The following is a 25,902-nucleotide window of genomic DNA, read 5'->3' as shown; positions in this document are numbered from 1 at the left end:
CATAAAAAAAGGAAGCCTCGCAGCTTCCTTTTTTTATGGGGTAACGGACCAGGTTATAAGTCCGTTTTTATCTTAAGTTCTTTCAACTGTTTTTCGTCGATGGTAGATGGACTATCGATCATCACATCTCTTCCGGAATTGTTTTTCGGGAAGGCAATGACATCACGAATACTGTCCAGGCCGGCAAAAATAGAACACAGACGGTCGAACCCGAAGGCAATACCACCATGCGGAGGAGCGCCAAATTCAAAAGCATCCATCAGGAAGCCGAATTGTTTTTGTGCCTCTTCCGGTGTAAACCCTAAGTGTTTGAACATTAGTGCCTGTAAAGTACGGTCGTGGATACGGATAGATCCGCCACCAATTTCAGTACCGTTGACTACCATATCATAGGCATTGGCCCTTACCTCACCCGGATGGGTATCCAGTAAAGGAATGTCTTCTGGCTTTGGTGAAGTGAAGGGATGGTGCATGGCATGGTAACGTGCTGATTCCTCATCCCATTCCAACAGCGGGAAATCGAGTACCCAAAGGGCACTGAATACATTTTTATCACGTAAACCTAACCTGCTGCCCATTTCCAGGCGAAGTTCACTTAACTGCTTGCGCACTTTGTCTGTCGTGCCAGCCATGATCAGCATCAGGTCGCCCGGCGCAGTCTGCAAAGCTTCAGCCCAGCCTTGAAGTGCCGTTTCATCATAGAATTTATCTACTGAAGATTTGATAGAACCATCTCCGTTATGTCTGCAGTAAATAAGGCCTGTAGCGCCGATCTGCGGACGTTTAATGAAATCGGTAAGCTCATCCAGCTGTTTACGCGTAAAATGCGCACAGCCCTTCGCATTGATGCCTATCACCAATTCTGCACTGTCAAATACAGGGAAGTTATGGCCTTTTACCAGTTCATTCAATTCCACAAACTTCATGTCAAAACGGGTATCCGGTTTATCTGAACCGTACCAGCGCATGGCATCAGCGTATTGCATCCTCGGTACTTCAGGCAGGTCAAAATTCTTCACCTCTTTAAATAAGGTACGGATCAGTCCCTCAAAGGTATTCAGGATATCTTCCTGTTCAATGAAAGACATCTCGCAGTCTATCTGTGTAAATTCCGGTTGTCTGTCTGCACGCAGGTCTTCATCACGGAAACATTTAACAATCTGGAAATAACGGTCGAATCCGGAAACCATCAGCAACTGTTTGAAGGTCTGTGGCGACTGCGGCAAAGCATAAAATTCACCTGCATTCATTCGGCTTGGTACCACAAAATCGCGCGCACCTTCCGGTGTCGATTTAATCAAAACAGGCGTTTCCACCTCTATAAAGTCAAGGTTGTCCAGGTATCTTCTTACCGACTGAGCCATTCTGTGGCGCAGTACCATGTTGTTTCTCACAGGGTTTCTGCGCAGGTCCAGGTAACGGTATTTCATTCTTAAGTCATCACCTCCATCCGTCTCATCTTCAATGAGAAAAGGAGGGATTTTGGAAGCGTTTAATATGTCCAGGGCAGTAATTTTTATTTCTACTTCTCCTGTTGGTATTTTAAGGTTTTTATTGGTACGTTCTACTACTAAGCCACTGGCTTTGATGACAAACTCACGACCCAGGCTGCGGGCAGCTTCACACAGGTCAGGATTATCATCCATATTGAAAACCAACTGGGTGATCCCATAACGGTCACGGATGTCAATAAAAGTCATTCCTCCCAAATCTCTGGATTTCTGTACCCAACCGCACAGGACTACGTTCTCGCCTAAATTCTCAATGTTCAGGGCTCCGCAAGTTGTTGTTCTTAACATTTTCAATCGGATTAAGTCGCAAAAATATTGATTTTGCCCCATATATTTCAAGGGCTTATTGATTTAGCATGGTATATTCATAAGTTTTTTCATAAAAGGTGCAACGTTTCAAAAATCATTGTGTCATTTATAACGAATAAGAAAAACAGTGGAAGCAGTATACATAGACAAAAATATAGGACTGGTCAACGACTGCCGTAAAGGAAGCCGAAAAGCACAATTTGAATTGTACAAATTGTATGAGCGTGCTATGTACAGTGCTGCACTGCGGATTGTAAATGAGGAAGATGAAGCAGAGGATGTGTTACAGGAGGCTTTTCTGGAAGCCTTTACGAGAATAGTTGATTTCAGGGGAGATACCACCTTCGGCCTCTGGCTGAAACAGATCGTGATCAACAAGTCGATCAACTGCCTTAGGAAAAGAAAGGCAGAGTTTGTGAGTCTGGAAGGGCTGGATGTTGCAGAGCGGGTTAATGAAGAGGAGGAAGACCTGCAATGGAAGGTAGAAGAAATAAAAGCGGCAGTACGTTTATTGCCTGATGGATACAGGGTCGTGCTGACACTCTATCTTTTTGAAGGATATGATCATGAAGAGATCGCACATATCTTAAAGATATCAGAGAACACCTCGCGTTCGCAGTTACTGAGGGCGAAAGCAAAGTTGAAAAGTAGTATGGAAAAGAAAGGAGTAAGAGATGGGTATTAAATTAGAAGATTTTATCAAGGAAAATAAGAAGGCCTTTGATGACGATAGGCCTTCGTCAAAATTATGGGAGAAGCTGGATCAGCAATTGACACAGCAGCAACAAAAAAAAACAATTAGTCTGCCTTTGTGGATAGGGATTGCTTCGTCTTTTATAGTGTTGCTCGCCATTGCCTTCCTTTATCTTAAGCCTGCACAGAAAAGGGATATAGACCTGGCGGATGTGAGTCCCGGGTATGCAAAAAAGGAACTGCGGTTTGCCGGGTTGATCGAAGAGAAGAGGGACAGCCTCCAGGTCTATGCAAAATCGAACCCCAAGCTGTATGATAAGTTCAGTGCCGACCTGCAGAAATTACAGACAGCCTATGATCAGCTTAAAAAAGAGCTCACAGGAAGTCCGAACCAGCAACTGGTAGTGAAAGCGATGGCAAGGAACCTGGAAATTCAATTGCAGGTGGTGAGTCAGCAGTTGTCCATCATTAATGAAGTAAGCCAAATTAAAAAGGAGAATAGCATATGAAAAATCTAGTTTTGGTAAGTGCTGTGTTATGCTTCTTTGGCAGGGCTTATGCACAGACAGCGATACAGCCAACAGTATCGGTTGATATCGATTATGCGCTGAATACAAAGGTGGAGGGCCAGCGTTCCACCACTACTGTGCGTGATACGGAAAGAACAAAGGGAGGTCAGGATGACCAGCTTCAGGATATAAAATCCTCAGATGACCAGGGGCTGCGCAGGATCATCAGCAAAACCTTTACGGTAGACCGAAATGATAAAGTTAACCTGAGCAATCAATTTGGCAGTGTGGTGATCAAAGTGTGGGACCGGAAAGAAGTGAAGATCGATATAGACGTGATCGCCAACAGCAGCAATGACAAGGAGGCACAACGGATTATTGATGAAGTCGGTATTTCCCTAAACAGGAATGCAGATGTCATTTCCTGCAAAACCAATATCAATAGAAGTAGCGGATGGGGCAGGAATAAAAACAGAAACGTGAAGGTTGAATATGTGGTGTATATGCCTGCTGTGAATGCGCTGACGGTTTCTCAGGAATTCGGGAGCGTGACCATGGGTAATTTTGCCGGCCCGCTTTCTGCAAAGGTGCAGTATGGTAATTTTGTAGCGGGAAACCTGTCAGGAACCAATAACTACATTTCAGTGCAATATGGGAAGACAAATATTGCGGAGTTAAACAAAGGGGTGGTCAGGCATGAGTATGGTGCTGGTGTCGTGCTGGGAACTGTAGGTACGCTGGACCTGGATGTGCAATATGTTGGGGTCAACATTACCAATGTGAAGGGAGATGCCATTATTAAACAACAGTACGGTGGTGGCTTAACCGTTGGAGGGGTAAATAACCTTGATTTGAATATTCAGTATGCGAATGCCAATATTGGTACAGTGAGGGGAAATGCGACCATCAAACAGGAATACAATTCGATCAGGATCGGTTCGGTCGGCAAACTGAATCTCCGTGCGGAATACACCGGAGTTGCAGTGGGTACCTTAAGGGGGGATGGAAATTTTAACATGAGCTATAATAATTTGAATATCAATGATATTGGTTCCGGCTGTAAGGTGTTGAATGTGGATGCGGAATATGTGGACATCAATTTAGGATTTGCAGATGGGTATAATGCCGATTTTATTGTCAGCAGGGAATACGGATCCTTTAAGTATGGTTCGAACGTAAAAGCCAGGGTAGAATCTGGTGATGACGATTCCTCTACTAAGCGTTACTTCGGGAAAATGGGGAATGGTGCCGGGGCTTCACTGAGGATTAAGGCAGAATACGGCTCAATTGTTTTCAAATAGCCATTGCAGAAAAATATACTGCTGTTAAAACTATTTCTATATCAAGCTTGTTGAGATTCAGCAAGCTTTTTTTATAACTTAGCTCCCCAAATCAGCACCTATATGGAATTTTTTAGCACCCCTGAAGCCTGGATCTCGCTCCTGACACTTACCCTGTTGGAAATCGTATTGGGTATCGACAATATTGTCTTTATCTCCATCCTTTCAGGGAAGCTTCCGCAAGAGCAGCAAAAGAAAGCAAGGCAGCTTGGTTTGGGGCTGGCCATGATTACCAGGGTGCTGTTGCTACTCTCCCTAAGCTGGGTGATGAGCTTAACCTCCCCTTTGTTCAATATAGGGGAATGGATAAGCCTGGATAACAAAGAATGGCTGGAAAAACTGGCTATTTCAGGCAGAGACCTTATTCTTATCCTGGGCGGGTTATTCCTGATCTATAAAAGTACCCATGAGATCCACCTTAAACTGGAAGGGGAAGAAGATGAGGAAGGCAAGGCAAAAGTCCATTCTTTTGCAGGGGTCATTATTCAGATCCTGATCCTGGATGTGGTGTTCTCTTTAGACTCGGTAATCACTGCCATCGGAATGGCAGAACATGTAGAGGTAATGATCGCTGCGGTGATTATTGCAGTCATCATTATGATGTTTTCTGCCAATGCCATCAGTAATTTTGTGAATAATCACCCTACCGTTAAAATGCTGGCCCTTTCCTTTCTCTTGCTGATTGGGGTCTCCCTGCTTGCCGAAGGACTTGACCAGCACATCCCTAAAGGATACATCTATTTCGCAATGGCATTCTCTATCCTCGTAGAGATGCTGAACCTGAAGATGAAGAAAAATACCAAAACACCGGTAAAGCTTAGAAATAGTCCGCAGGACGGGAACAAAGCCTGATTTCAAAAATTCAGATTTCTGTAAGGGATTCCATTCCTAAAAGGTATTTTTACAGTTTTTACGACATAAAAATCGGCAGCACTATGATCACTTTTTTTGAAGCTTCTCTGGCAGAGCTTTCTATACATCGCATTGGAAATAAAGCGCAGGATGAATTTTATGTGTTATCTGAGGCTTCTTTACAGATCCAGGATGAAACATTGAAGAACCTGCTGATCCAGTATTTCCTGAGTCCCTATGAGAAGGTAAATGAGATCTATCGCTTTTTTCACACCAATGATGACCTGAATTTAAATGAGGTTTACCACTTTGCCGATAAGATTTTCAAGGATGGATCTACTTTCCATGAAAACAGCAAGCAGCTGGCAAAACATTTGTACGAGATTTCCAGCCACCCCAAAATAAAGGCAGGGGAGCTGTATGTCGCTTACTTCGAAAACGTACAGATAGAAGGTGATTTACATGATGCCATAGGCATTTTTAAATCGGAGACGAAAGAAACCTACCTGAAGGTTTATCCGGAAGAAGCAGGTTTTGGTCTGAGCTATGAAGAAGGAGCAATTAATATCAGCAAGCTGGATAAAGGTTGCCTGATCTTTAATACCGAAGGGGAAGAAGGATTTAAGGTAGCCGTCATTGACCAGACCAACCGTAGCGCAGAGGCCGTATACTGGAAGGATGAATTCCTGAAGCTGAAAGTGAGGAATGACAATTACAACCAGACCAATAATGTCCTTGGGGTGTATAAGAATTTTGTCACCGAAAAGCTGGATGACGAATTCGACATTTCCAAGGCAGATAAGATTGACCTCCTGAATAAATCAATGAAATATTTCAAGGAAAAGGAAAGCTTTGACCTGGATGAATTCTCACAGGAGGTGATCGGTAATCCGGATGGGATTGAATCCTTCAAAAACTATAAAAAGAGCTATGAAGATGAATTTGACACAGCAATACAGGACACCTTTGAAATTTCTGGTGCAGCCGTTAAGAAGCAGTCCAGGGCATTTAAAAGCGTCTTAAAACTGGATAAAAACTTCCATATTTATATTCATGGAGATAAAGACCTTATCGAAAAAGGTTTTGATGATGATAAGTCGATGAATTATTATAAAGTTTATTTTAAAGAAGAGGAATAATTTTTCTGTTCCTTATATCACAAAGGGGCTGTTCATGAGAAATGAACAGCCCCTTTGCGTGGGTATCTACCTGAAAAGTTCGATCGTATATTTGTCTTTACAGGATGTATTCTTCGTTGATCGGCAGCACTGGTTTTGGAACCCTTGCTGCACCAATCATCTGGAGGAGGTTGATCTCGATGGTCCTTGTAATCTGGTTCAATGGTATCGCTGCGGAATTGTTGTCAAAAGGATTGATCAGGCTCATTCCATTGATCTGTGTAGATACATAGACAAAGCCCACGAGCCAGCCCAGGAAGATCGACCATGGTCCGGCATACTGGCTGATCACGAGTGTCAGGGAAACGACAAACAACCAGATGAAGACTTTGGTGAAGTAATTATAGGTCGTGGGGAACACCGTGTTTTTGATCCGTTCAGACATTCCCATTTCGTCAGAAAACTTCACCAGCAACTGGTTCATTTCCATGAAACGAAAGCCGTCAATCATTCCCTTATCTGTCAGTTCCTGGAGTTCACGGGATTGCAGGGTAAGGATGGCATTGTGTATATTGGAATGGTGTTTAATCTGCTCCAGGTCTCCTTCGTCAAGGTACTGGCGATAGGTTTCATCCACAGCTCCCCTTAGGGCGGCTTTCAGGGCATATAAAAATGCAATATGCCGGCATACCAGCCTGTTTTTTAACTCATGGAAAGCCTGGTCGTCCATCTCTTTCTGGGAAAAGTAAGTAATGACACTACGTGCCCAGGAGCGGGAATCATTGACTAAAGCTCCCCATACTTTCCTTGCTTCCCACCACCTGTCATAGGCCTGGTTATTGTTAAACCCCACGAAAAATGCAATGGCTGTACCTAAAACGGTAGGGATAATAGAAGGGATTTCAAAATGATGTTTAATCAGAAATTCACGTACAAGGTAGGCTCCGGTACAGGAGACAATCATGATGATGTCTACCTGCCACGTGTTTCTCAGGATTCGGCTAATTTTTATATTCTGTGCTATGAGCATGTCATTCTTTTATTGTGTGTTATAAAATGTATATTATAAATTTACAATTGAAATCCGTAATTGTTTAACGGTACATGCCTTTTATCGTGTACTTTCCTACAAGGAGAAACTACAGCACTCTTAGTAATAAACCTTTCAGGTATTCCCCTTCCGGAAAAGATATGCGCACAGGATGATCTTCCGGCTGGTGGAACTGTTTAATGATCTGTACTTCTTTTCCTGCATCCAGTGCAGCCCAGGCTATAATCTGCTTGAAAGTCTCCAGGTCTACCGCTCCTGAGCAGGAGTAGGTAGCCAGGATTCCGCCGCTATTCAGCAACAGCATACCCAGGCGGTTTAAATCTTTGTAAGCACGTGCAGCCCTGTCCAGGGCAGACCTTGAAGGTGCATATTTCGGCGGATCGAGGATGATGACATCAAATGTTTTTCCTTCGTCTTTAAAAGCGCGCAATTGTTTATTGACGTCCGATTGGATACTGATCTGCCGGTCCTGTGCAAAACCATTCAATCCCAGGTTGTGTTGCAGTGTTTCGATGGCCAATCCCGAACTGTCCACACTGGTCACCTCCCTTGCGCCTTGTTTCAGGCTGTTTAAGGTGAAACCTCCACTGTAACAGAAGCAGTCGAGCACAGTTTTATCTTTCGTATAAGCGGCAAGGATTTCACGGTTATCACGCTGGTCGCAGTAAAACCCGGATTTCTGTCCGTCAGCGATATTGATATGATACAATACTCCATTCTCTTTTACTTCCACAAATTCCGGAGGTGTTTCGCCCCATAATAAACCCTGTGAAACTTCCAGGTTTTCATGTGTCCGTGCATTGGCATCACTCTTATCAAAAATACCCAGGGGATGAAGTTCCTCCCTCAGGATGTCAATGAGGTCTGCTTTGATGTTCTCCATTCCGGCACTCAGGATCTGCAGGGAAAGGAAATCTGCATATTTATCTACAATCAGCCCCGGTAAGAAGTCGGCCTCGCTGAATACCAGCCGGCAGGTATTGGTCTCTTCATTTTTGAGTACATGCCCCCTTGCTGCAATAGCTTCTTTAATTCGCTGCTGATACCATGATTTGTTGATTTCCTGGTCTTCCTGCCATTCCAGCAAACGTACGGCTACCCTGGACTGGTTGTTATAGTACCCATAGGCAAGGAAAGATTTGTCGGCGCCAAAAACTTTGACTACTTCTCCATTTACAGGCTGTCCTTTTACTTTATCTATGGCACCGGAAAAAATCCATGGGTGTCTCTGTAAAGCTGCTTTCTCTTTACCTTTTTTAAGTACTACATCAATCATGCTGCAAAGGTAATAAAAAGCGATAGGGTTAAAAGGAGATTTATAGGATGAAGATTTGTAATTTTAGCTGCTACAGACGACAAGCAAAGAAAATGGAAGAAATAAACTGGACTGATTTTGAAAAAGTTGACCTGCGTGCAGGAACAATCCTGGAAGTCATTACCTTTCCTGAGGCACGAAAGCCAGCATATAAGCTGAAGGTAGATTTCGGGGAATATGGAATAAAGATGAGCAGTGCGCAGATCACGCAGCATTATACACCGGAGGAACTGATCGGTCAGCAGATCGTCGGGGTCACCAACTTTCCCAGGAAACAGATTGGGAAGTTCATGTCGGAATTCCTGGTCACCGGTTTTGCGGATGAAAATGGAGCTATTGTGTTAACGACGCTGAAGGGTAAGGTGCCCAACGGCAGTAAAATGTGTTAGATGAGTTATTATAATTTTGAAGAAGGGAATGACATCGCTAAGGAAGATGAGCATTATATGCGGATGGCTTTACAGGAAGCACAGAAAGCTTATGATATTGAAGAAATTCCTATAGGGGCAGTGATTGTGAGCCGGGGGAGGGTCGTAGGACGCGGACATAACCTGACGGAACAGTTGAATGATGTGACGGCACATGCGGAAATGCAGGCTTTTACAGCAGCGAGCCAAACCCTTGGCGGGAAGTATTTAAAGGATTGTACCTTGTATGTTACGGTTGAACCTTGTGTGATGTGTGCCGGAGCCAGTTACTGGACACAGATCGGTACCATTGTGTATGGGGCTGCGGAAGAAAAAAGAGGCTTCCGTTCTAAAGGAGGGAGCCTGCTGCACCCGAAAACAAAATTGAGGGAAGGAGTCCTTGCCCTGGAATGTGCCACCTTAATGAAAAGGTTTTTTGAAAATAAACGTGGTTAACTTGACAAAGTATTGAACAAAACTTAATGTTCGAATGTTATATTTGTCTCTGAGAAATAAATTACAACTTAAATAATAATAGTATGGCTTTTGAATTACCTGCGTTACCTTACGCAACAGATGCACTAGAACCGCATATCGATAAAACTACCATGGAGATTCACCATGATAAACATCACCAGGCTTATGTAACTAATTTAAACAAAGCTTTAGAGGGTAAACCTGAAGCGACACAAAGTCTTGATGAAATTATCAAAAACATTTCTAAATTTCCTGCAGCAGTAAGAAACAATGGTGGTGGCCACTACAATCACTCTTTATTCTGGGAAGTATTGGGACATAACAAAGGTGGAGAGCCAACAGGAGAATTAGCTGAGGCGATTAAAGCTGCTTTCGGTTCTTTCGCTGACTTCAAAACTAAATTTGCTGAAGCAGGTGCTACCCGTTTTGGTTCAGGATGGGCTTGGTTGAGCGTTGGTGCTGACGGTAAATTGTTCGTTTCTTCTACACCTAACCAGGATAATCCATTAATGGATATTGCTGAAGTTAAAGGTACGCCAATCTTAGGAATGGATGTTTGGGAACACGCTTATTACCTGAAATACCAGAACAAACGTCCTGATTACATTGCCGCTTTCTGGAATGTAGTCAATTGGGATGCTGTTGCTGAACGCTTCAAAAAAGCATAAGTAAAATCCTTTTGAACCGGCTGATCCCGGATCATTGATATCAAGAAAAAACCCGTTATTTCCTGACTGACTGTAAAAGTTCAGATGGAAATAACGGGTTTTTTCTTGATATCCCGATTTTTTATACCCCGATCACATCTTTCTTTTTCTTCTGTTTCATGGTTTTAGGGATGATTGTCAGGATCTCTTCCTTCAGTGCATTCAGCATTCTTTTCTTGATGAAGTTTTTATGGGTCACCAGGCTGATTTCCCTGACCGGTTCCGGCGACTTAAAGGACCGCACTTTCGCGAGTTGTTTGGTGGTCAGCTCTTCTAATGCAAGTTCCGGTAACAGGGTGGCCCCATTATTTACATCGACCATGCGAATCAATGTTTCCACGCTTCCGGTATTATAGGTCAAACCCTGTAAACGGCTGTCCTTTGTAGACCTGCAGATATTGAGTACCTGGGAACGCATACAATGCCCTTCGTTCAGCAACCATATGTTCTCCTCTTCCAGGTCGTTGGCATCAATCGTTTTCTTCTTAAAGAGCTTGCTGTTTTTACTGATATAGGTAACAAAATTCTCATAATACATGGGGATTTCCGCAATGGAATTATCCGCAAGCGGCGTGGCAAGAATACCACAATCCAGCACGCCGGTCTTTAAATGGTGGATAATATCTTCCGTCGTGTATTCCCAGATCAGTAATTTAAGGTCAGGATACTTTTCCATCATGGCAGAAATCACGCGTGGAAGGAGATAAGGAGCTACAGTAGGGATAATTCCAACTTTAAGTTCTCCTACGATATCCTGTTGCTGACTGCTGATGATCTCTTTGATCTTCTGACTCTCCTGGAGTACATATCTGGCCTGCTCTATAATCTGCGAGCCTATTTCAGTTGGGACTACCGGTTGTTTACTCCGGTCGAAGATCTTGACATTCAACATCTCTTCCAGCTTTTGTACCTGCATACTCAGTGTAGGCTGGGTAACAAAACATTTTTCTGCCGCACCTACAAAACTTCTGTAGGTATCAACAGCCACGATGTATTCGAGTTGTACCAGTGTCATATAGCTAAAGTTTATGTTCTTTTGTAAAGATATAAACTTTAGCTATGATAAGTATTTTATACAGGACTTTCTTTACAAAACCCTGTTGTTTCTATGCTGTGATTTCTTTGCCCAGAAAATCGGCATAGGCCAGTTTTATTCCTTCTTCCAGTTCAACCTGATGTTTCCATCCCAGGGCGTGTAACTTAGACACATCCATCAGTTTTCTTGGGGTGCCATCTGGTTTAGTGGTATCGAACTGAAGATCTCCTTCATAGCCGGTCACTTTTTTAACCAGCAGGGCCAGGTCTTTGATGGTCAGGTCTGTTCCGGTACCAATATTGATCAGGTGGGGCTCATTGTAATTTTCCATCAGAAAGTAACAGGCATCAGCAAGGTCATCAGCGAACAGAAATTCCCTCATGGGCGATCCTGATCCCCAAACGGTAACCACAGGGGTATGGTGCTCTTTTGCTTCATGAAACTTGCGGATGAGGGCCGGCAGCACATGGGAATTTTGCGGATGGTAATTGTCATTATAACCGTACAGGTTTGTGGGCATTACGGAAATGAAATTACATCCATACTGGTCGCGATAGGCATCACACATTTTTATCCCTGCAATCTTGGCAATGGCATAAGGTTCATTGGTTTCTTCCAGCAGGCCGGTCAGCAGTGAATCTTCTTTCAAGGGCTGCGGAGCCAGTTTCGGATAGATACAGCTGGAACCAAGGAACATCAGTTTCTTTACCCCGTTGAGATACGACTGGTGGATTACATTGTTCTGTATGGCCAGGTTTTCATAGAGGAAATCTGCCCTGTAGGTATTATTGGCAACAATGCCACCAACTTTAGCCGCAGCAAGGAAAACATAATCAGGTTTTTCTGAAGCGAAGAAGTCGGCTACCGCCTGCTGGTCACGTAAATCCAGCGCTGCAGAAGTCCTGGTGATGATGGAAGAATAACCTTCTTCAACTAATTTGCGGTGAATGGCTGAACCCACCATCCCCCGATGTCCGGCGATGTAAATTTTTGCACTTTTTTCCACTGTAGATGATTTTAATTTTAAATCAAAAATACGAATAAAAACGGCCAACGCTAAGAGAAGATTAAATTGTATTTTTGCTTCAAAATAATAAGACTAGCGTGGGTAAGAATAAATTAAGACAGTTTGCTGAAATAGATACATTTCCCAATGTATACCAGATGGAAGAAGGCAAAGTACTGAAGGGCAAATGGGCCTCAGCACATTTTAAAAACAATCATCCGATCGTGCTGGAACTGGCCTGCGGTAAGGGAGAGTATTCCGTCAACATGGCTAAGTTTTTCCCTGAAAAAAACTTTATTGGCGTAGATTTAAAAGGAAACCGGATCTGGAGAGGTGCCAGGACAGGTGTGGATGAGGGTATCCTTAACCTTGCCTTTTTGCGTATTCAGATTGAAGATATCATGGAATATTTCGCGGAAGCTGAAGTGGATGAAATATGGATCACTTTTCCTGATCCTCAGCCACAGGATAGCCGGGAGAAAAAACGCCTGACTTTCCCAGGATTCCTGGCTAAATACAAAACGTTTTTGAAACCTGGCGGTAAAGTAAACCTTAAAACAGATAATGACGGACTGTACCAGTATACGGTGGAAAAAGTAGAAGAACTGGGATTGCCCTGTTATGCAAAGACAGCCCATTTATATACCTCAGAATTTTATGATGAGGTCTTGAAGATAAAAACACATTACGAAAGGATTTATTTGAAACAGGATAAAAATATCAACTATATTCAGTTTTCTTTAACCTAAATTAATGACCATGGAGCCATCATTCTACGACCAGGTTTATGAGATTGTACGCCTTATCCCTAAAGGAAGGGTAACCAGTTATGGTGCTATAGCGAAAAGCCTGGGTGCCGGAGGATCGTCGCGGCTCGTGGGCTATGCCATGAATAACGCACATGGTATCGTCCCTAAAATACCGGCACACCGGGTGGTCAACCGCAACGGTCTGCTGACCGGGAAGTTTCATTTTGCGACACCTGACCTGATGCAGGAACTGCTGGAAAATGAAGGATTGATCATTAAAGAAGACAAAATCCAGAATTTTAAGACCCATTTCTGGGATCCTGCACAAGAGTTATAAATAAAAGAAAAAGATATAATGGGACAATTAGTAGAAGAATTTAATGATTACCGTTCCAGGATGAACGACAGGATCATGGAAACTGCAAATACCAATATAAAAAGGTTTTTTGCACTCGATACCACTACTTATGCAGAAGGTGCACTGGATGTAAAAACCAAGGAAATGCTGGGACTGGTTGCCTCCATGGTTTTGCGTTGCGATGATTGCATCAAATATCACCTGGAAAAGTGTTTCGATGAGGGGGTAACGAACCCGGAGATCAATGAAGTATTTATGATTGCAAACCTGGTCGGTGGTTCGATTGTGATCCCGCATTACCGCAGGGCAGTTGAGTATTGGGATGAATTAAGTCTGTAAGGACCATTGAAGAACTTATGCTCCAGCCTGAAATAAAGAGATGCGGATGGTGCGGAAATGATCCGCTCTACATCAAATACCACGATGAGGAGTGGGGAAAGCCGGTGTATGACGACCAGATTTTATTTGAGTTCCTGATCCTTGAAGGGGCACAGGCAGGCTTAAGCTGGATTACCATTCTGAAAAGAAGAGCACATTACCGTAAGGCATTTGCCGGTTTTGATGTGGCAAGGGTTGCGGCATTTGATGAGGCTGATGTGGAACGGCTGATGCAGGATACCGGAATTATACGGAACAGGCTCAAGGTAAATTCTGCCATCAGCAATGCGCGGTTATTTATCAGGGTGCAGCAGGAATTCGGCTCCTTTGCAGATTACCTCTGGGGATTTATGCCTGACAGGAAGCCGCTGGTGAACCATTTCAGGTCGCTTGCAGAAGTTCCGGCCCGGACAGCGATTTCAGATGCCATCAGCAAAGACATGAAAAAGCGCGGATTTAAATTCTTTGGAACAACGATCTGTTATGCACACATGCAGGCAACAGGAATGGTCAATGACCATGTACAGGGCTGCATGTGTCATGAAGCATGATTGAATTAATTGAGGACATCAAAAGCTACCTGAACCATCCTCGGCTTGTCCATCTTCCCCGGAAGGTAGAAAAGCCCGGAGTACTTTTGTTTCAGCTTACCCTGATCTGCCTCTTCGCAGGAATAACAGGAGGGATGCTGACGGGAATACTGATTGGCCTGAAGGTGATCCCTGCCCCAGGGCCTTCCTTGCTGGAGGGTAAAAGCTATGCTCCTTATATGCTGCTTGCCGGTCCCATCCTTTGGGCACCTGTTGCTGAGGAACTCCTGTTCCGGGCACAATTGCGACGGTTTACCGGAATGTTGCTCTTTGTCTCCTATATTGCTGGCGCCATACTTTCTGCCGTGTTGAAATCCTCCTGGGGCTTCCTTCTCAGTCCTGTGATTTTCTTCCTTCTTTTTATCGCTTACAGGCTTACCCTTCCACAAAGTGTAAGCCGTAAATTTCAGTTCTGGGAGAAAATATTCCCCTGGCATTTTCATTTTACGGCACTGTGCTTCGGATTGATCCATTTACAGAATTTCGAACAGGGAATTACCTTGCTGCCCGCAGGGCTTTTATATACATTGCCCCAGCTGGCGGTGGGACTGATTTTCGGTTACACCCGTATGAATTACGGACTGAAGTATGCCATTGCGCTCCATGCGATGTATAATTTCCTGCCTGCATTATTGCTTTTTTCAAAATATTAAAAGACAGATGGCGATTAGGTTTGATACCGCGCAGATGTTAACTTTGTGAGATGGCCTTCTGGCCGGAAAACAATAATTACAAGCAAAATAAACAACATCTCAATGAAAAGACTTTTCCTGCTTGACGGTATGGCGCTGATTTACAGGGCGCATTTTGCATTAAGTAAAACCCCAAGATTTACCTCCACAGGTATCAATACTTCGGCGGTCATGGGCTTTGCAAATACCTTAATGGAAGTACTGAAGAAAGAAAAACCAAGTCATATCGCGGTAGTTTTTGATACAGAAGCACCTACTGAAAGACATACTGATTTTGTTGCTTACAAGGCGCACAGACAGGCCATGCCTGAAGATCTGGTGGCTGCACTTCCCTATATTTTTAAATTGATTGAAGGCTTTAAGATTCCTGTGATTACCAAGGATGGTTTTGAAGCAGATGATATTATCGGCACGCTGGCAAAAGAAGCAGAACGGGAAGGATTCCAGGTTTTCTGTATGACGCCTGACAAGGATTTCGCTCAGCTGGTATCAGAGAATATTTTTATTTACAAGCCTGCGAGAATGGGCAATGAGATGGAAATTATGGGCGTGCCGGAAGTCCTGGCCAAATGGGATATTGAACATGTGGAACAGGTGATCGATATCCTTGGTTTATGGGGTGATGCGGTAGATAATATCCCTGGTATTCCCGGCATAGGCGAAAAGACGGCCAAATCGCTGATTAAGCAATATGGATCTGTCGAAAATATTATTGCCAACTCCCACCAGTTAAAAGGGAAGCAAAAAGAGAATGTAGAAAACTTCGCTGAACAGGGAATCATTTCCAAAAAGCTGGCAACGATTATCCTGAATGTGCCGGTGGAGTTCGATGAATCGACTTTAATCCTGGAAGAACCGGACCGCCAGTTGCTGGAACCTTTATTTGCCGAACTGGAGTTCAGAACCTTGGGCAGAAGGGTCTTTGGAGATGGTTTTAGTGCCGTTGATGGAAAGACAAATGTCTCCCAGCAGACCGACCTGTTTGGAAATGTTACCGATCTTCCGCAAAGTAAACCAAAGACTTTTGAAGAACTTCCCAATGCCTTTGAACAGCCTTCAACAGCGAAAACTATTCTGGATACCCAGCCAAGTTATCACCTGATTGATACGCAGGAAAAACGCAGCATATTAATCGATTTGCTGCTTTCGCAGGAAAATATATCATTTGATACAGAAACAACGGGTACAGATGCCAACCTTGCAGATCTGGTTGGATTGTCGTTCTCGGTTCAACAGGGGGAGGCCTGGTACATTCCTGTTCCGGCCGAAAGGGAAGAGGCGCAGGCCATTGTGGATGAATTTCGTGTGGTGCTGGAAAATGAAAATATTGCTAAAACAGGGCAGAATATCAAATATGATATCCTGATCCTGAAATGGTATGGCGTACAGGTGAAAGGGAAGCTTTTTGATACCATGCTTGCCCATTACCTGATTGACCCTGATACGCGGCATAACATGGACCTGTTGTCAGAGAACTACCTGGGATATACACCCATTTCTATTACTACCCTGATCGGGCCTAAAGGTAAAAATCAGCTGACAATGAGAGATGTGCCTGTGGAAACAGTGGTCAACTATGCTGCGGAAGATGCAGACGTGACGCTGCAGCTTGCACAGGTGTTCAAACCGCTGTTGAAAAACCTCAATGCAGAAGAACTGGCCAATACGATAGAGAACCCGTTGGTGTATGTCCTTGCGGATATAGAAAAGGAGGGTGTGCGGATTGATATGGACACCCTGATCAATTATTCCAAAGAACTGGAACTGGATATCCGGAAATTCGAACAATTGGTTTATGACAAAGCAGGTTGTGTCTTTAACCTGGCTTCGCCAAAACAACTGGGAGAGGTGTTATTTGATAAACTTCAGCTGGATCCCAAGGCGAAGAAGACAAAAACCGGGCAGTACCAAACCGGGGAAGATGTTCTCCTTGCCCTGGCGGGCAAAAGTGATATCGTAAAGGATATCCTTGACTTCCGTCAGCTGCAGAAGTTAAAATCTACGTATGTAGATGCCTTGCCATTGCTGATCAACCCTAAAACCGGACGTGTGCATACCAGCTACAACCAGGCGGTGGCGGCAACGGGAAGACTCAGTTCAAATAATCCTAACCTGCAGAATATTCCTATCCGTACAGAACGCGGCAGGGAAGTCCGTAAGGCTTTTATTCCGAGAGATAATGACCATGTGTTGCTTTCGGCAGATTATTCGCAGATTGAGCTCAGGATTATTGCTGATATCAGCAAGGAAGAAAATATGCTGGATGCCTTTAATAATGGTATTGATATCCATACCGCTACAGCTGCCAGGGTGTACGGGATCAATATTGAAGAGGTGACTTCTACACAGCGGCGCAATGCGAAGGCGGTAAACTTTGGAATTATCTATGGTCAGTCGGCCTTTGGTTTGTCACAGAACCTGGGTATTCCACGTAAGGAAGCTGCAGAGATTATCGAACAGTATTTTACACAGTATCCGGGCATCAAAAGATACATGACAGATACGATGAACTTTGCCCGTGAAAATGGATTCGTGCAGACCATAATGGGCAGAAGAAGGTATTTAAGGGATATCAATTCGGCGAACCAGACGGTACGTGGCTTTGCGGAGCGAAATGCAATCAATGCGCCGATACAGGGCTCTGCGGCTGATATGATTAAGATTGCCATGATCAATATCCACCAGGATATTATTGACAGGAAATTGCAGTCGAAGATGACCATGCAGGTGCATGATGAGCTCGTGTTTGATGTGCTGAAATCGGAAGTAGAGGTGATGAAGGAAATTATCAGTCACCGGATGAAGACAGCGATTAAAACTACGGTGCCTATTGAAGTGGAGATTGGCGTGGGTGAGACCTGGCTTGCTGCACATTAATGTTGCTGCAAAGATAGATAAACGAAAATGGAGTCTCTTATAGACTCCATTTTCGTTTGATCAATTTTGTTTTCCTCCCTGTCAGTTTTCAACTGACACCACAGGTTTTCCACAAATGTGTGTATTAGCAATAATTACAAAGCTATCGTCTCCCCGATTGCAGGTAAGAGCAGCTGTTTGTTTTCTCTTTTAAATTTTGCAACAGATTCTTCTGTATCGATTTCGATGACAGGGAAAGTATTGTAATGTACCCCAATCACACGGTCGCAGTTGATATATTTCGTTGCGATCAGTGCATCGTCTACATCCATGGTATAGTTTCCGCCTATGGGTAAGATCGCATAATCCAGCGTATATAAATCTGCCAGGAGTTTCATATCTGCATTCAGTGAAGTATCGCCTGCAAAATAGACTGTTTTGCCTTCAAGCTCCAGGACAAAACCGGCTGGATTGCCACCGTAACTTCCATCAGGCATAGAGCTGGAATGTGTAGCCCATACCATACGTACTTTTCCGAAATCAAATTTAGTGATGCCAAAATTCATCGGATGGATATTCGTGATGCCCTGTTTTCCTGCCCAGTCCGCAACTTCAGGAGTGGTGATTACCAATGCACCTGTTTGCTTTGCCAGCAGTTCAAGATCGGCAACATGGTCACCATGTCCGTGACTTACCAGGATATAATCTGCTTCAATAGCTTTCGTATCAATTTCTGCTGCCTTTGGGTTCGGCGTAATAAATGGATCAAAAAGGAACTTCTTTCCATCTGCTTCCAAAAGAAAGCAGGACTGGCCGTAATAAGTGTACTTCATCAGTTTATATTATTTTTTGTAAATTTTAATTTCTTAAAGGCATCCCTTAAAGGAATGTCTAGCTGCCGAACAGGCCACCTAAACCACCCAGCATATCTTTCGTCGCCGCCTGCATTTCATTCGTACTGACATCCTCTGCCTGCACCAATACTTTATTGATTGCAGTCAGCAACAGTTCTTCCAGTTCTTCTTTATCCGCGCCTTTGAAGAAGTCGTCATTGATTTCTATTGCCGTAATTGTTTTGTTCGCTGTTGCGGTTACACGGATTGCTCCGTTTTCAACTTCAGAGAATACTGAAACTGTATCTAAACGTTTTTTTATCTCGTCAGCTTTTTGCTGAGCAGCCATCAATTTATCGAACATAATCTGAGTTTTTAATGAGTTATTTTAATTTTATAAAAAACGAAATTAAGAGAAAATGGTTTACAGCGATCAAAAAAAATAAGATAATAGGCTATTTCTTATGCCGCAAGCCACCCCTGGTTACGATTGGACTTTCCTTCTGGGTTTTGCACGTTCATACTGATCGGGCCATTTGATCTCATCTTCAAGCTCATGTGCCGCGTGGTGGGGGAAGTAAGGATCTCTTAGTAATTCCCTTGCCAGGAATATCAGATCGGCCTTTCCTTCCTGCAGGATGGCCTCACTCTGGTGTGCATCGGTAATTAAGCCTACTGCACCGGTTAAAATACCTACCTCCTGTTTTACGGCTTCGGCAAACTGTACCTGGTAACCAGGGAACAGCGGGATCTTCTGTGTACTCACATTTCCGCCGGAAGAACAATCGATTAAATCTATTCCTTTGTCTTTGAGTAATAGAGAGAGCTGTATGGACTCCTCCAGTGACCAGCCGCCTTCTGCCCAGTCCGTTGCTGAAATACGTACAAAAAGAGGGTTTTCTTCCGGCCATACTTCCTGTATCAGGTCAATAACCTCCAGGAGTAACCTGCTGCGGTTTTCAAAACTTCCTCCATATTCGTCCGTACGTAAATTGCTGAGCGGTGAAAGGAACTGGTGAAAAAGATACCCATGTGCTGCATGTATTTCAATTACCTTGTAGCCGGCAGCTACAGTTCTTATGGTTGCTGCTCTAAAATCTGCCTTCACTTTCTCTATACCTGCTTTATCGAGTGTTGTAGGTAATGCATGCTCCTCCTGGAAACCAATGGCACTTGGGGCTACGGTTTCCCATCCACCATCTTCAGGCGTGATTTGTTTACTTCCCCTCCATGGTACATCAAAGCTTGCTTTTCTTCCGGCATGTGCCAGTTGTATCCCTGCGACTGCGCCATTCTGATGAATGAAATCTGTGATTCGTTTCAGGAAATGGATGTGCTCGTCTGACCAGATGCCCAGATCACCTGCTGAGATCCTTCCTTCCGGTGAAACCGAGGTGGCTTCCTGAATGATCAGGGAGGCTCCCCCTGTGGCGCGACTACCCAGGTGAACCAAATGCCAGTCGTTGGCAAATCCGTCCACAGCAGAATACTGGCACATCGGTGAAACAACTATTCTGTTTTTTAAGCTGACGCTTCTTATGGTAAGTGGTGAAAATAGTAAGGACATATCGTTGTTTTTTATACAAATAAAAACAACAGGAGCCTATTTTTGTTCAGCGAACCGTCACCAAAGTGATTAAATGACAGCCTCCGTACAAATGTGGGAGGACGTCTTATTTTCTGTGCATGAAGCCTTGGTTAAAATCGAGGATAAGGTGGTATAAATCTTCAAATTCTGTGAGTGGAAGGGTGCTGGACAGGTCATTGATATCATGATAAGCCGCTATTCCTCCCTGCGTATAAATGAAAAATGCAGGCACCCCTTTTTCCGTAAAGAAATAATGGTCGCTGTTGGCGGCTTTCCCCCTGGGATTGATCTTTGGCAGGTACTTTTTCTGGTCGTTAATTTTGTTCAGTAAGGCAAATGCTTCGGGGTATAGGGTAGAATTGACCACCGTAATGCCTGTTTCTCCTGTCCCTACCATATCCACATTGACCATAAATTTAATATGGTCTAACGGAATCAGCGGATGTTCAGTGAAGTATTTGGAACCCAGAATTCCTGCTTCTTCTCCAGCGAAACAGATAAAGGCCATGCTGTAAGGTTGGGGGTGTTTTCCATAATAAGCGGCGAGGCTGAGCAGCAGGGACACACCACTGCCATTGTCGTTAGCCCCCGGAAAGAAGGTTTGGTCACCCATTCCCCCCAGATGATCATAATGGGCCGTAAAAAGCAGGATGGAATCCGGATGTTTGGTGCCTTTCACTATTCCGCAGATATTGCTGGCCCCGAACCGGGGAATCATTACATTTTCTATATCTATACGAATTGATGCGGGAACTTCTGTTAATGCTTTTTTATCGACCTGAAGACCGGTATAATCCTCTGCCTCCTGTGCGACCGACCAGGTGAGTTTGTCCTCCAGCTGTACCACGATCCGCTCTGCAGCTGAAATGTAGGTAACGCTGTCTTTTTGTTGTAAAATCCCCGAAGCTTTTTTTCCTGTGCTGGAGGGGCTAACGATGAAATCTTTTCCGGGAACCAGCCTTTTGTTATTGATGAAGAGTTCCATTTTTCCGGGAAAGGTATTCACAGGGTAGCTGAAGGATTGCCTGAAATCTGTTCCGGAAAGTGCTTGTAATCCTGCTTGCTGAAACCGTTCGCATAAATAGCTGGCCGCTTTGGCCATTCCATTTTGGGTATACCCCCTTCCCCACATGGTTTTTGAAGTAAGGATCTCCAATGTCTTTCTTGCGGAAGAGATGTCTTGTGCTAAAGCTGGAGTGGCTAATAAGAACAACGGGATCAGGAATTTTCTCATTGGGAACGCTTAACAATAAAGTTTTAAACATTGATTTTTAAAGTAAACGGGAAATCAATATAAAATTAAGAAATTAAGATCATTAAAAATGGTCAGGAATGATTTGATGTTGCCATAGATTGAAATATTGGCTTTTATTTTTGTACAATTCATCATGTTCACCCTGCTCTATTACTTTTCCTTTCTCTACAACAATTATTTTATCCGCTATTAAAATGCTGCTCAGTCTATGTGCTATGATCATAATAGTTTTATTGCGAATTTTCAACTCGCTGATTGCTGACTGTACTTTTTTTTCACTCATAGAATCTAATGATGAGGTGGCTTCATCAAATATAATAACTTCAGGATCATTGTATAGAACTCTGGCGATTGCCAATAACTGCTTTTGTCCTCCCGATAAAGTTGTACCATTTTCACCAATATAAGTGGTAAGACCATTAGGTAGCTCTTCAATAAAGGGCATTATTCCCAGTTTTGTACAAATATTGATCACCTTCTCTAGATCTGGTTCATACTGGCCAATGCAGATATTATCTATAATATTGCCATTAAAAAGTATAACCTTCTGTGGCACTATGCCTATAAACTTCCTCAATGAGTGATTATCTATATATTTGATGTTTTGATTACCGAAGTAAATGTTTCCTTCTTGTAATGGATATAATTTGTGTATTAAAGCGCTGATGGTCGACTTGCCAGATCCACTCTCACCGATGATTGCAGTCGTTTTGCCAGCTGGAATTAATAGATTTAAATTTTCAAAAAGTTGTCTTTTCCCGCTGTATCCAAATCTAACATTCTCAAAACGGATGTCACCAATTACGGAAAGTTCAATTCTATTGGACTCCTTATCTTCCATATCCAGATCCATTATCTCAAATAATCTATCTGAAGCAATATTTGCATCCTGTATTACTTTGTTCATTCCAACGAGTGATGTGATAGGACCCGTAAAATATCCAATTAAAGTATAAAATGAAAGAAGTTCTCCTGGAGATATTTCACTTGAGAGCACATAAGTAGTTCCAATCCAAAGAATACAGATGGTGCTTATTTTGGAAATGGCATCGGTAGAAGTGGTATTAAATAAAGAATTGAGGCCAGACTTATAAATGGATTTCAATAAAAACACGAATTTTGTTTCTGTAATGGTGTTTGAGAATTCCTCCAGACTAAAACTTTTTATCGTATTAACCGCATTTAGGCTTTCTACTAATTGCGATTCAAGATCAGCAGACCTCTCCATAATTTGTCTTTGGACCCTTTTGTTCAGTTTGTTTGAAATAAGATATATGGAAAGATATAGAGGAATTACCGCAAGTGTAACTAACGCCAACTTCCAATAGTAAGTAAACATTAGGGCAAACGAAAAAATTACTATGAAAACATTCACCATTAAGTTAATAAATACTTCATTTATGAATGTCCTAATTTTTACGGCATCGTTTATCCGAGAAATGATTTCCCCAACTCTCATTGTATCAAAAAATTGCTGTGGAAGTTTCATCAAATGTTTGTAGTAGCTCAGAATTAGTTTGCCATCTATCATTTGGCCTGTCCGTAATGTAAATATTGATCGGGTGACACCTATGATTATCTGAAAGAATAGAATAAAAAACATTCCAACCACCATTAAATTCAGGAGATTTCTGTTGTTATTAACTATTACATTGTCAAATATCTTCTGAATAAAAATGGAGGTGGATAAGCCTAAGATTGTATAAACCAAGGAGCCTATAAGAACCTGGATTAAAATCATTTTATGAGGGACAAGTAAATTCCAAAAACGTAATTTGGCAGAAGTTGTAAATTTGCCCATTTCGAATTCATCAGAGGGTAGAAGTATAATCATAATCCCTGACCAAATTGCTTTAAACTCATCATGACTTTTTTTGTGCATCAGTCCATCAGCAGGATCCATTATTTCAATGTATTCTTTATTTATAGCGTATATCACCACAAAATGATGTAATATGTTTTTTATCACAACATGGGCAATGACGGGTTTGGGTACTTTAAAAATACTTTCAATATCTCCTTTGACACCTTTAGCATCAAATCCTATCTTTTTGGCTGCTTCGAGTAAGCCTAAGACACTTGTTCCAGATCTGTTAGTACCAGCGAACTGGCGAATCTTTGCAACAGGAAGATGTAATTTATAGAAAGACGCTATTGAGGTTAAGCAAGCCGCTCCACAATCTGATAAATCACGCTGTTTAGTTCTCATCATCAATCATTTTGTTTTGTAACCGAAGGGTTGGCCCAGTCATCCACATTGTTAAATAATAATTGAAATAGGGTTTTTTTAGCGACAAAAAATCGGGCAGAGAACGACATCCCTTTTTTTATGTTTTCTGTGTGTCCGTTTCGAAGTTTTAGGAAGGTGTTGCCAAGTTTACACTTCACTTTGAAATAGGGCTTGTCACCAATTTGTATAATGTCATCTGATATATCTATAACCCGACCTGAAATAGATCCCCATTGATTATAATTAAATGCATCAATTTGGAAATTGGTCAATTGATCTTTTTTGATCAAACCGATATCTTTAGGCTGAACATAACAGAATGCGTACAATGAGCCTTCCGGCGATATCTCTGCAAGTTTCTGATTGATGAATACATATGTTCCTACCTGCATTCCCGTTAAATTTTGCAATGTCCCTTTGACTGATGCTTTTAAGAGATATTGTTGTTTTTTTACTTTCAATTCTAATATATTAGTGTTGATGTCTTTTAAATCATTGGTTTGTTGGATTATGTCTGTTTCCCATTGAACCCTGTATTTCCTTAGAATTAGATAGTGTTCAGAAACAGCTTGATCAAGTTCGAGTTTTGCCTTTTCAAATTCACTGGCTGTAATGTAATTATGCGTGTACAATTTTTTTGCCCTATCAAAATCCCTGGTAAGTTGTGAATTGTTATTGCTGGTCGATGTCGTTTCCTGGAGTAATTGCTGCCAAGATGCCATGTATTTATTAGATGATAACTGCGGTTCAGTTTTATTCAGCCTGTTAAGCTTTATGGTGTTCAAAAGGATGTTGGCATCACTGATAAAGCCCTCTAATTGCTTCTTTTTTCTCTCCATTACCAACAACTGTTCTTGTGGTATCGAAGAATCTATGACGATCATCGTATCTCCTGTCTCTATTCTCTTATTGTCAAACATTTTATAATTTGACACCTGGCCGCTTACTGGCGCTAAAAGGTCAATTCGTTCCTTCTCCGATTGTATTATCCCGGGTGATGTGACACTGATTGTTACGTAGACAAATGGTAGTATTAAAAGGGCTGAAGATATGAAAGTGAGAATCAAGATGTAAATTAATTGGCTCCTATTGCTCACTCTATACATGTAAATTATTGAGGAATTTTCGATAAGTTCTTTAGGTAAGAAGTTTTTATCCATTATACTTCATTTCAATAAAAAGTCATTTCTGCATCATGAGCAACAAATAATTAAAGAAGCACACCGGGAGGTGCGCTTCTTTAATTAGTCAAGAAGATAAGATGCTGTTACTACAAATCCTACAACTAATGCGATGAGAAAAGGTAAAAATCCGCCCTTTACTTCCTCTGCCTCCTTTGATGTGAGTTCGTCAACACCAAAATTTTTTAAATCTGTAATTTTCATGATAATAATTGTTAATGTTAAAAATTGTAATGTTTAACCAAATAGTATTGCAGCTAACCCGCCACCTAGCAAAAATCCTAGGATTACTCCAAGAAATCCTCCTCTTGTTTCTTCCATTTCATTGTCTGTCAATTCTTTGACTCCAATTCCTTTGAGATTTAAATTGTTCATATTAGTTAAAATTAGATTGATTCACCTACTCTTTTCAAGGTTTTCGGTATCCCCTTTATAGTTGTTGATTACAAAAACTTTTCTAATATAGTTTTTTTAAAGTTAAATAAAAAAATCTTATTGATTTTCTTTGAGTGTATTTTGTTTGGATCTGTCTTTTCGTAATTAACTGAAAAACAGTTATTAAAGCGTTTGTTTGGTTTTTCATACCTGTCGTGGATGTTTTTTGTATTTCTTTTAGAAATAATTTGTGTAAATATTTGATTTTATATATTTTATTACAGAAAATATATGTTTTATCTAAAGTTTTGGATAGGGTGTTGAAAATTGTATCATCTCTATCCAAATTTTTTAAGAAGCATATATAAAAAGGAAGTCGATTGCCAAAAAAATGACAGGATTTAATGGTGAAAAAAAAGCCGGATGTGTTGACTAGGTGTATTTAGGTCGCTGTATCTGAGATGATTTAAACATCGCTTTCGTAAA

The 25,902-nt window shown here is 42.2% G+C and carries 27 protein-coding genes; 14 read left to right on the top strand and 13 right to left on the bottom strand.

What is annotated here, in order from left to right:
• Positions 1 to 53: 53 nt before the first annotated feature.
• A complete protein-coding gene (gene aspS / locus ACSBL2_RS26520) occupies positions 54 to 1,799 on the bottom strand; it encodes an aspartate--tRNA ligase (protein ID WP_442589567.1) in 1,746 nt (581 codons plus the stop codon).
• 148 nt (positions 1,800 to 1,947) lie between these two features.
• On the opposite strand from aspS, the gene ACSBL2_RS26515 reads away from it, so the two are divergent.
• The 5 genes from ACSBL2_RS26515 (at position 1,948) to ACSBL2_RS26495 (ending at position 6,353) form a co-directional block, all read left to right on the top strand.
• A complete protein-coding gene (locus ACSBL2_RS26515; RefSeq protein WP_442589566.1) occupies positions 1,948 to 2,505 on the top strand; it encodes an RNA polymerase sigma factor in 558 nt (185 codons plus the stop codon).
• On the top strand, positions 2,495 to 3,022 hold the full coding sequence (locus tag ACSBL2_RS26510) for a hypothetical protein (RefSeq protein WP_442589565.1): 528 nt from the start codon (positions 2,495 to 2,497) through the stop codon (positions 3,020 to 3,022). Before ACSBL2_RS26515 ends, ACSBL2_RS26510 begins: the two co-directional genes overlap by 11 nt.
• On the top strand, positions 3,019 to 4,323 hold the full coding sequence (locus ACSBL2_RS26505) for a hypothetical protein (RefSeq protein ID WP_442589564.1): 1,305 nt from the start codon (positions 3,019 to 3,021) through the stop codon (positions 4,321 to 4,323). The genes ACSBL2_RS26510 and ACSBL2_RS26505 overlap by 4 nt, the downstream gene beginning before the upstream one ends.
• 102 nt (positions 4,324 to 4,425) lie before the next feature.
• Positions 4,426 to 5,214 carry a TerC family protein gene (locus ACSBL2_RS26500; RefSeq protein WP_442589563.1) on the top strand — a complete coding sequence of 263 codons (789 nt, stop codon included), beginning with the start codon at positions 4,426 to 4,428 and terminating at the stop codon, positions 5,212 to 5,214.
• An 83-nt stretch (positions 5,215 to 5,297) separates the two neighbouring features.
• Complete coding sequence (locus ACSBL2_RS26495; RefSeq protein ID WP_442589562.1) at positions 5,298 to 6,353, top strand: nucleoid-associated protein; 1,056 nt, start codon at positions 5,298 to 5,300, stop codon at positions 6,351 to 6,353.
• 97 nt (positions 6,354 to 6,450) lie between these two features.
• Here ACSBL2_RS26495 and ACSBL2_RS26490 read toward each other — a convergent pair whose 3' ends face one another.
• Together ACSBL2_RS26490 and ACSBL2_RS26485 are read right to left on the bottom strand one after the other, a co-directional pair.
• Positions 6,451 to 7,362, bottom strand: a complete 912-nt coding sequence (locus ACSBL2_RS26490; protein ID WP_442589561.1) for a bestrophin family protein — start codon at positions 7,360 to 7,362, stop codon at positions 6,451 to 6,453.
• Positions 7,363 to 7,471: 109 nt separating this feature from the next.
• Positions 7,472 to 8,659: a class I SAM-dependent rRNA methyltransferase gene (locus tag ACSBL2_RS26485; protein WP_442589560.1), complete on the bottom strand. Its 1,188-nt coding sequence runs from the start codon at positions 8,657 to 8,659 to the stop codon at positions 7,472 to 7,474.
• Between the two features lie 92 nt (positions 8,660 to 8,751).
• Between ACSBL2_RS26485 and ACSBL2_RS26480 the strand changes: the two genes are divergently transcribed.
• From ACSBL2_RS26480 to ACSBL2_RS26470, 3 genes are all read left to right on the top strand, one after another.
• Positions 8,752 to 9,087 (top strand): tRNA-binding protein, encoded by a 336-nt coding sequence (locus ACSBL2_RS26480; RefSeq protein WP_442589559.1) that lies wholly within the window; start codon positions 8,752 to 8,754, stop codon positions 9,085 to 9,087.
• Positions 9,088 to 9,561, top strand: a complete 474-nt coding sequence (locus tag ACSBL2_RS26475; protein ID WP_442589558.1) for a nucleoside deaminase — start codon at positions 9,088 to 9,090, stop codon at positions 9,559 to 9,561.
• Between the two features lie 83 nt (positions 9,562 to 9,644).
• Positions 9,645 to 10,250, top strand: coding sequence for a superoxide dismutase (locus ACSBL2_RS26470; RefSeq protein WP_442589557.1), 606 nt, complete (start codon positions 9,645 to 9,647; stop codon positions 10,248 to 10,250).
• A 121-nt stretch (positions 10,251 to 10,371) separates the two neighbouring features.
• Here ACSBL2_RS26470 and ACSBL2_RS26465 read toward each other — a convergent pair whose 3' ends face one another.
• Entirely contained in the window at positions 10,372 to 11,304 is a 933-nt protein-coding gene (locus ACSBL2_RS26465; RefSeq protein WP_442589556.1) for a hydrogen peroxide-inducible genes activator, read from the bottom strand.
• Between the two features lie 91 nt (positions 11,305 to 11,395).
• Entirely contained in the window at positions 11,396 to 12,331 is a 936-nt protein-coding gene (gene fcl / locus ACSBL2_RS26460; protein WP_442589555.1) for a GDP-L-fucose synthase, read from the bottom strand.
• A 98-nt stretch (positions 12,332 to 12,429) separates the two neighbouring features.
• On the opposite strand from fcl, the gene trmB reads away from it, so the two are divergent.
• The 6 genes from trmB (at position 12,430) to polA (ending at position 17,975) form a co-directional block, all read left to right on the top strand.
• A complete protein-coding gene (gene trmB / locus ACSBL2_RS26455) occupies positions 12,430 to 13,080 on the top strand; it encodes a tRNA (guanosine(46)-N7)-methyltransferase TrmB (protein WP_442589554.1) in 651 nt (216 codons plus the stop codon).
• A gap of 10 nt (positions 13,081 to 13,090) precedes the next feature.
• A complete protein-coding gene (locus tag ACSBL2_RS26450) occupies positions 13,091 to 13,417 on the top strand; it encodes an MGMT family protein (protein ID WP_442589553.1) in 327 nt (108 codons plus the stop codon).
• Between the two features lie 18 nt (positions 13,418 to 13,435).
• The gene (locus ACSBL2_RS26445) at positions 13,436 to 13,777 is read left to right on the top strand and encodes a carboxymuconolactone decarboxylase family protein (protein ID WP_442589552.1); all 342 of its coding nucleotides are present in this window, start codon (positions 13,436 to 13,438) and stop codon (positions 13,775 to 13,777) included.
• Between the two features lie 17 nt (positions 13,778 to 13,794).
• On the top strand, positions 13,795 to 14,367 hold the full coding sequence (locus ACSBL2_RS26440) for a DNA-3-methyladenine glycosylase I (RefSeq protein WP_442589551.1): 573 nt from the start codon (positions 13,795 to 13,797) through the stop codon (positions 14,365 to 14,367).
• A complete protein-coding gene (locus ACSBL2_RS26435) occupies positions 14,364 to 15,059 on the top strand; it encodes a CPBP family glutamic-type intramembrane protease (RefSeq protein ID WP_442589550.1) in 696 nt (231 codons plus the stop codon). The genes ACSBL2_RS26440 and ACSBL2_RS26435 overlap by 4 nt, the downstream gene beginning before the upstream one ends.
• A gap of 102 nt (positions 15,060 to 15,161) precedes the next feature.
• Positions 15,162 to 17,975 (top strand): DNA polymerase I, encoded by a 2,814-nt coding sequence (polA, locus tag ACSBL2_RS26430; RefSeq protein ID WP_442589549.1) that lies wholly within the window; start codon positions 15,162 to 15,164, stop codon positions 17,973 to 17,975.
• Between the two features lie 134 nt (positions 17,976 to 18,109).
• Here polA and ACSBL2_RS26425 read toward each other — a convergent pair whose 3' ends face one another.
• From ACSBL2_RS26425 to ACSBL2_RS26390, 8 genes are all read right to left on the bottom strand, one after another.
• Positions 18,110 to 18,787: a metal-dependent hydrolase gene (locus ACSBL2_RS26425; protein ID WP_442589548.1), complete on the bottom strand. Its 678-nt coding sequence runs from the start codon at positions 18,785 to 18,787 to the stop codon at positions 18,110 to 18,112.
• A 58-nt stretch (positions 18,788 to 18,845) separates the two neighbouring features.
• A complete protein-coding gene (locus tag ACSBL2_RS26420) occupies positions 18,846 to 19,151 on the bottom strand; it encodes a YbaB/EbfC family nucleoid-associated protein (RefSeq protein WP_442589547.1) in 306 nt (101 codons plus the stop codon).
• Between the two features lie 120 nt (positions 19,152 to 19,271).
• Complete coding sequence (namA, locus tag ACSBL2_RS26415; RefSeq protein WP_442589546.1) at positions 19,272 to 20,354, bottom strand: NADPH dehydrogenase NamA; 1,083 nt, start codon at positions 20,352 to 20,354, stop codon at positions 19,272 to 19,274.
• Between the two features lie 106 nt (positions 20,355 to 20,460).
• Positions 20,461 to 21,609 carry a M28 family metallopeptidase gene (locus tag ACSBL2_RS26410; RefSeq protein WP_442589545.1) on the bottom strand — a complete coding sequence of 383 codons (1,149 nt, stop codon included), beginning with the start codon at positions 21,607 to 21,609 and terminating at the stop codon, positions 20,461 to 20,463.
• An 82-nt stretch (positions 21,610 to 21,691) separates the two neighbouring features.
• Complete coding sequence (locus ACSBL2_RS26405) at positions 21,692 to 23,842, bottom strand: peptidase domain-containing ABC transporter (RefSeq protein ID WP_442589544.1); 2,151 nt, start codon at positions 23,840 to 23,842, stop codon at positions 21,692 to 21,694.
• Positions 23,842 to 25,020 (bottom strand): HlyD family secretion protein, encoded by a 1,179-nt coding sequence (locus ACSBL2_RS26400; protein WP_442589543.1) that lies wholly within the window; start codon positions 25,018 to 25,020, stop codon positions 23,842 to 23,844. The genes ACSBL2_RS26405 and ACSBL2_RS26400 overlap by 1 nt, the downstream gene beginning before the upstream one ends.
• A gap of 84 nt (positions 25,021 to 25,104) precedes the next feature.
• Positions 25,105 to 25,245, bottom strand: a complete 141-nt coding sequence (locus ACSBL2_RS26395) for a hypothetical protein (RefSeq protein ID WP_442589542.1) — start codon at positions 25,243 to 25,245, stop codon at positions 25,105 to 25,107.
• Positions 25,246 to 25,278: 33 nt separating this feature from the next.
• Positions 25,279 to 25,416 (bottom strand): hypothetical protein, encoded by a 138-nt coding sequence (locus ACSBL2_RS26390; protein WP_442589541.1) that lies wholly within the window; start codon positions 25,414 to 25,416, stop codon positions 25,279 to 25,281.
• Positions 25,417 to 25,902 lie beyond the last annotated feature (486 nt).

It is taken from the genome of Pedobacter sp. AW31-3R, assembly GCF_052180285.1.
Taxonomy (GTDB): domain Bacteria; phylum Bacteroidota; class Bacteroidia; order Sphingobacteriales; family Sphingobacteriaceae; genus Pedobacter.
The sequence above is the reverse complement of the archived record's forward strand: the minus strand, read 5'-3'. Positions and strand labels throughout refer to the sequence as shown.